This window comes from Burkholderiales bacterium, assembly GCA_013695435.1.
Classification (GTDB): Bacteria; Pseudomonadota; Gammaproteobacteria; order Burkholderiales; family JACMKV01; genus JACMKV01.
The window spans coordinates 1-6,685 of record JACDAM010000109.1; the positions used below are offsets into that span (position 1 = coordinate 1).

The 6,685-nt window shown below is 61.8% G+C and carries 6 protein-coding genes and 3 pseudogenes; 2 read left to right on the forward strand and 7 right to left on the reverse strand.

Annotation, left to right across the window (positions count from 1 at the left end; genetic code table 11):
- The coding region (locus tag H0V78_06030; GenBank protein ID MBA2351342.1) for a transcriptional regulator at positions 1–527 on the forward strand (527 nt) is incomplete at its 5' end.
- Positions 528–670: 143 nt separating this feature from the next.
- Here H0V78_06030 and H0V78_06035 read toward each other — a convergent pair.
- Positions 671–1,411: a 3-oxoacyl-ACP reductase FabG gene (locus H0V78_06035; protein MBA2351343.1), complete on the reverse strand. Its 741-nt coding sequence runs from the start codon at positions 1,409–1,411 to the stop codon at positions 671–673.
- Positions 1,412–1,723: 312 nt separating this feature from the next.
- On the opposite strand from H0V78_06035, the gene H0V78_06040 reads away from it, so the two are divergent.
- Complete coding sequence (locus tag H0V78_06040; GenBank protein ID MBA2351344.1) at positions 1,724–2,779, forward strand: bifunctional transcriptional activator/DNA repair protein Ada; 1,056 nt, start codon at positions 1,724–1,726, stop codon at positions 2,777–2,779.
- 63 nt (positions 2,780–2,842) lie between these two features.
- Here the strand turns inward: H0V78_06040 and H0V78_06045 are convergent, their stop codons facing one another.
- From H0V78_06045 to H0V78_06070, 6 genes and pseudogenes are all read right to left on the reverse strand, one after another.
- Positions 2,843–3,307 carry a hypothetical protein gene (locus H0V78_06045; GenBank protein ID MBA2351345.1) on the reverse strand — a complete coding sequence of 155 codons (465 nt, stop codon included), beginning with the start codon at positions 3,305–3,307 and terminating at the stop codon, positions 2,843–2,845.
- 246 nt (positions 3,308–3,553) lie between these two features.
- Positions 3,554–4,270: pseudogene (locus tag H0V78_06050) on the reverse strand (MBL fold metallo-hydrolase).
- Between the two features lie 45 nt (positions 4,271–4,315).
- Positions 4,316–4,836: pseudogene (locus H0V78_06055) on the reverse strand (xanthine dehydrogenase family protein molybdopterin-binding subunit).
- Between the two features lie 265 nt (positions 4,837–5,101).
- On the reverse strand, positions 5,102–5,422 hold the full coding sequence (gene sugE, locus H0V78_06060; GenBank protein MBA2351346.1) for a quaternary ammonium compound efflux SMR transporter SugE: 321 nt from the start codon (positions 5,420–5,422) through the stop codon (positions 5,102–5,104).
- A 115-nt stretch (positions 5,423–5,537) separates the two neighbouring features.
- Positions 5,538–6,114 (reverse strand): annotated as a pseudogene (gene wrbA / locus H0V78_06065) (NAD(P)H:quinone oxidoreductase).
- A gap of 51 nt (positions 6,115–6,165) precedes the next feature.
- Positions 6,166–6,685: hypothetical protein (locus H0V78_06070; GenBank protein ID MBA2351347.1), on the reverse strand; the 520-nt coding region annotated here is incomplete at its 5' end.

The window sequence follows — 6,685 nt, forward strand, 5'->3', positions numbered from 1 at the left end:
ATGCCGGCCTGCTCGCGGTCACAAAGCAGGGGCGATTTCGCTATTACCGGCTGGCTTCGCCGTTGGTCGCCCAAGCGCTCGAAGCGGTCATGGTGCTGGCCGCGCAAAGTGCGCCGTCGGCTCGCGCGGAGCCCAGAATCGATCCGGCTTTACGACGCGCGCGAACCTGTTACGACCATATCGCCGGCGAACTCGGCGTCGCGATCACCGATGCGCTGGTCAGCGAGCGTTATCTCGTTCTGGATCACGATGCGGGCGAGATCACTCCCGAGGGCGTCGCTTTCTTCAATGGCCTCGGCGTCGATTTCGCGCCGCCGCCATCCGGAACGCGACGCGTGTTCTGCCGGCCCTGCCTCGATTGGAGCGAGCGCCGCCCTCACCTCGCCGGTTACGCGGGAGCGGCGCTGGCCACTTACTGCTTAGATCGGGGCTTGCTGAAACGCCAGCGGCACGGGCGCGCGTTGACCATCACCGCCCTCGGGTTGGCTGAGTTCCGCAAGTCATTCGGGATCGACCTCCGGGAGTAGCCCGTCGCCGAGACGAGCACGAACTTCGGGATTGTTACGTCTGGCCGATTTCGTTGCGCGCAGCTCTCCGGAATAATCTGGTTCACCGCTTGCAGATTCCCCGCTTGCGCGGCGTGAGGCCGTGCCATTTGGCGCGGTATCGTTCACGCGTTGGTCCCGCCATCGACGTTGAGGCAGGCGCCGGTGACGTTGGCGGCATCGGGACTGGCGAGAAAAGCGACCAGCGCCGCGACCTCTTCCGCCTTGCCATAGCGGCCGAGGGCGGTCATCTGCTTTTGGAAATCCGCCGATTCACCGTCGGCTGGGTTCAGTTCGGTATCGATCGGCCCGGGCTGCACGCAGTTGACAGTGATCGCACGTGGCCCGAGGTCGCGCGCCCAGCCGCGCGTGAAACCGGCGACCGCCGCTTTGCTCGCCCCGTACAGCCCGCCGCCCGTGTAGGGCATCCGGTCACCGTTGATGCTGCCGATGTTGATGATCCGCCCGCCCTCGTTCATGCGCCCGGCCGCCTCGCGCGCGGCAAGAAACACAGCGCGCACGTTCAGATCGAAGATTTCTTCGAAATCCGCATCGGAGCACTCGTTCAGCGGCTTGGGAGCAAACGCGCCAGCGTTGTTCACGAGAATGTCCAGGCGGCCGAACGTCTTCAGGGTTTCATCGAATAACCGCTTGATCGCCGCCGGATCGCGCATGTTCGCTTGCATCGCTTTCGCTTTGCCGCCGTCGGATGTAATGCTCTGGACAACTTCGTTGGCGCGCGCTTCGCTGCCGCTGTAGTTGACGACGACGTTCGCGCCGTCAGCCGCCAAGCGCTTGGCGATCGCAGCGCCGATGCCGCGCGATGCGCCGGTGACGATCGCAACTGTTCCCTCCAGATTTTTCATGCTTGTCTCCAATTCAATTGATCAAACGGTTTACGAATTGACATCGCAGGCGCTTTCACGTTGCGGATAATCGTGCTTGGCGGAACCGCATTGGTCACGGATATGAACAAGGGAGGAGATTGGATCCCGCGCGCCAGAACTGCGCTCGGGTTCGCTCAAGAGATCTCCGATCGCGTTGCGAGGCCACATCCAACGTCCCCTGCCGACCGCGTTGTCAGGCGGCGGCGGGGGCGATCGGATGCGGTCGGCGTTCGATGACCGCGCCCGAAAACCGGTGGCGAGCCGCTTCGCCGATGTGGTACAAAGTTTGGGATGAACACACGCCCGTCAATCGCCGAGATGGAAAAGGCGTACCTTGGTCGGGACGCCTCGTACGAGGGCATCTTCTTCGTCGGCGTGCGTACCACCGCGATTTTCTGTCGCCCGACCTGCCCGGCACGCAGCCCCTTGCCCAGGAACGTCGAGTACTTCGCGACGGCCGCCGCGGCTCTGTTCGCGGGATACCGGCCGTGCAAGCGCTGCCGGCCGATGTCCATGCGCAACGAACCGGAATGGGCCATTAGTCTTTTGGCCGATGTCGAGGCGAACCCGTCGTCACGGGTCACCGAGGGTGAGCTGAGAAGCCGGGGGATCGATCCGGCCACCGCCCGGCGACATTTCTTGCGCAACTACGGCATGACCTTCCAGGCGTATGCCCGGGCTCGCCGCTTGTCGAGTGCGTTCACCAGCATTCGGAGTGGCAGCTCGCTGGACGGCACGGCCTTCGATACCGGGTATGAGTCGCTGAGCGGCTTCCGCGAGGCGTTCGAGCGCTCGTTCGCTTGTACGCCGGGCGACTGTCAGCACCGTGACTGTGTGTTCCTGGCTTGGCTGCCAACGCCGCTTGGCCCGCTCGTGGCGGGCGCCACGGACGCCGGCATTTGTCTGGCGGAATTCACGGATCGGCGGATGCTCGAGGCCCAGTTCGAGGCCGTGCGAACGCTGTTCCGGGCGCCGGTACTGCCCGGCACGAACGCGCACCTGGATCGGCTTCGTAGGGAACTCGACGACTATTTCGCAGGAACGCGGCGCACGTTCAGGGTACCGCTGGTGTACCCCGGCAGCGCCTTCCAGCGGCGCGTGTGGGAACAGCTTCTGTTGATCCCTTACGGTGAGACCCGTTCGTATCACGAACTGGCGTCCGCGTTAGGAAATCCCAACGCGGTGCGTGCGGTTGGTCGGGCAAATGGGTTCAACCGCATCAGCATCGTGGTTCCCTGCCATCGAGTCTTCAACAAGAACGGCGACCTCGGCGGATACGGCGGCGGCTTGCGTCGCAAGCAATACCTGCTCAACCTGGAGCAAGTCGGAGTAGACAAGAACGCCTGATCATGCGCTGCACCCCCCCATGGGACTTTCGAGGTTGCGCGGACGGCGAATGCGTTGTTGTTGTCACGGCGCTTCGCGCACGGCAAGATCGTCGGGAATCTTTCGCGTCTCTGTCTCATTGTCCCAGGCCTGCGCGGCGATGCGCCAGCGATCCTGGTCGCGGACCAGGACTGCGGCGCTGACGTCGCGGGTCACAGTCGATCCGTTTTCGAGCATCTCGCATCCAAAGAACGCAACCGCGACGTTGCCAAAAATGCGTACTTCGCAGCCAAGCGGTGTCTCCTCCAGGGTCGCAAGTTTGCCTTCGGCCCGTAAGCGTTTCATCCGGTCCACGAACTGGTCGACCGTTTGCGGCTTCACCGGTCGCGCGGCAGGGAAAAGCGATGCCCCGGGCAGGAAAGTGTCGGCGAACCCGTCCCAGTCCGCTTCCTTTTCCCGCGTCCAGGTGAGACTTTCGAATTGGTTTCTCACAAGCGCCTTGATCAAAGACACATCAGCGCTGCTGCCACTATCACTCTTGAAGCCCATCGTTTGTCCGATCTCATGGTTCACTACCAGGGTGTACAAGGCGGCCTCACGCACGGTAACGTCGCCCCGCTCATATCATGTTGCAATGCGCTTGCGCGTGAAATGTCTCGCACTCATAGCTACGTCTGCTTTCGATAAAACGAAGTGTCGTGGAAGTTACCCACGTCGAAATCATGCACTCGATTTCGATCTCCAAGTTTCGGAATAACATCGTTCACGAAATGCTCCCGCTGGACATGGAATCGCCGCGCGCAAGCGCGCCTCGTAGCGGCCGGCCAGCGCGTGCAGCGCACCAGGCGTGTCGCCCGAGAAGGACGAGCCGTGCATGACAGCGAGGGTGCGCGGGGCAAGGTCGGCGAGACGGCGAATGGTCGGCGCCGTCGCCGGTCCAAGGCTCGTCTGATGAAACAGGTCCTCCGCCGCCATCGCGGGTCCGACGATATCGGCTTCGGTCAACGGGGGGCCGTTTCCGGGATGGGTAAAGAGATCGCCGCAAAACAGCGTGCCCGTCGTTTCCTCGAAGATGACGCCTGCGTCCCAGCCATGCGGCACATGCGGCGTGTCGACGTAGCGAACGCGTTTTCCGCCGAGATCGATGATCTCGCCATCCGCCAGCACGCGCGGCGGCCGGTCCGCCATGTCGGCGATGGACACCATGGAGCCCACGGTGCCATGCGCCACCTCTGCCCGCGGCGCCGCCGCGAGCCATTCGTTCATGGAGCCGCATTCATCAGCCTCGAAATGCCCGAACGTGATCCAGCGTAATCGTTGGACGGGCATGATCCTGGCGACGGCTGCACAGACCAGCGGGAACATTTTTCTCAGCCCGCAGTGGAACAGCAGAGGGTCCTCGCCGAGGATCAGGAACTCATTGAAGGTGAAGCCAGCAGGCGGTGCGATATCGGGCACGAACGTCGAGAAACGATAGATTCCTTCGTTGATTTCGTCGATCCTGGTTTCCACAACAGGCGCTCCTCTCAGGCTTTAAATTAGTAAGATCCTGCACGCTCACGAGGCAATGATGAGTTTGTCAGGCGTGATCGGCAATTCCCGCACCCTGATCCCGACCGCGTGCGTAGACCGCGTTCGCCACCGCCGCTGCGACGCCGGTTGCTGCCATTACACCAATGCCGTGCGCGCCGACGGGCTTACGTGCTCGTCGAATTAGTCGACGAAATGGATGGTGATGTCGCTCGGGATGTCGGCGTTGACCGGGATCGACATATTCGACAGATTCTTGGCGAGCCAGCGGCCATGACGGGGCTCTTGAACGCTCTGCTCCATCGTCGCCATGCCCCAACCCCAGACGATACCGCCGATCATCTGGCTTCGCGCGGTCGCGGGATTGATGATTCGGCCGGCCGAGTAGCTCCCGACCGCGCGGCGCAGGCGCACGATGCCGAGATCGGGATCGACTCGACGAAGATTGCTCCCCAGGTTCGCATCGCGTACGGCGTGCCGGAGCCGTTTTCACTGACCTCGGCGTCGTTTGGGAGAGCGAACGCGCCGTCCCCGACAACTTCGGTCATCCCGGCGCTACGTATCGCTGACGCGAGGTCGTACTCCGTGGTGAGACGGGCGAGTTTCGCCTTCGCCTCCGGCGCGTTCGCGCAGCCAGTCAAGCAAGGTCTCGCGCGCAGCAATCTCTCCCACCATCGGCTGCCCGTTTACTCTCACCCCGACCGTCAGGCGCTTCCGAAACGCGGCCATCTCACCTGCCTCCATCGTTCGCGTTAACCGGCGTGCAAGAGCAGAGTGAAGCGGCGCTTTTGCACGCCCGGGTTGAACGCGTTGTCAGGCCGGCGTTGCAAGCTTGAGACCGATGATGCCAGCGATGATGAGCGCAACGCTGATTAGCCGTGCAGCGTTCGCAGGCTCTTCAAACAGCACGATCCCAAGAATTACGGTACCGACCGCTCCGATCCCTACCCAGATGCTGTAAGCGGTGCCAACTGGAAGTGACTTCATAGCAGTGCCCAGTAGCCAAAGACTGATGATCATCGCGAGAACCGTCCAAACAGTAGGCCACAACCGAGTGAAACCTTCTGTGTACTTCAATCCGATGGCCCAGCCGGCCTCAAACAGCCCAGCAAAAACAAGAATGACCCAAGTCATGTGCATTCCTTTCACAATTGCGGGGTCGTCCCCGATCGATGTTGGACGAACGTCGAGAGACGATAAATTCCTTCGTTGAGTTCGTCGATCCTGGTTTCCATGACAGGCGCTACTCTCAGGTTTTCAGCTTCGCGGCGATGCGCGCAACATGCCGGCCTTGGAACCGGGCGCCGTCGAGTTCATTCGCGCTCGGCTGTCGCTTGCCGTCCATCCCGGCCAAGGTCGAGGCGCCGTACGGCGAGCCGCCGGTCATCTCGTCCCCCTTCATTTGGCCCTTGAAGCTGTAGGGCAGGCCGACGATCACCATCCCCAAATGAAGCAGCACGGTGTGGGTAGACAGGATCGTGGATTCCTGGCCGCCGTGCTGGGTGGCGGTCGAGTCGAAAACGCTGGCGACTTTGCCGACGAGCTTATCCCCCATCCACAGCCCGCCGGTCTGGTCGAGGAAATTCTTCATCTGCGCCGTCATATTGCCGTAGCGGGTCGGCGTGCCGAAAATGATGGCGTCGTAGTCGGCTAATTCGTCGACCGTAGCGACCGGCGCCGCCTGATCGAGTTTGTAGCCCGACTTCTTGGCGACATCCTCCGTGACAAGTTCCGGCGCCCGTCTCACAGACGCCTTCGGCGATCGCTCCCGCCATGGTTTCGACGTGGCCGTAGCTCGAGTAGTAAAGAACGAGAATTTTGGTCATGGCTGTTTCCTCATCTTTGGATCCTTGATTGGGGAATTTTCGCATTCATCACTATTCCTTTCGATCTGCACCGATCGTGCCGATCGTATGGATCTGGAACTCTTGCTGTAGTCCTCCTGGATTGTCTTTCAGCGTCGCCAGCAGCGCGTTGATGCGCGAGGCGACCGTAATGATCTGATTGCCACGCAGAGTGGCCGTCGTCGGATAGTTGTCCTCGTGCGGCTTGCGCTCGGCAATGGAGGCTGAAGACCAGCCGTCAACGCTGCGCAGCACCAGGATCTCATTGGCTGCCACGGTTGCGGTCCGGTTGCGGATGATCACCAGATCGCCGCCCGCGAGCAGGATGCCGTCGCCCGCCGTGATCGGCTCTGGCAGTTTGACGGCGGTGAACTTTTTGGGAGCGTCGAGTGGCACTTTGAAAAGCTTGCCGTCAGACTTCTTGGCGACGAGCAGATAACCGTCGGGATGCACGTCGAGGCCGTTCATGGTGAAGCCTTCACCCTTGAACTGTTCGTTCTGGACGAGGACCGACTTGACGCCCGCAGCATCGATTTTGTAGATCGCATGCGCG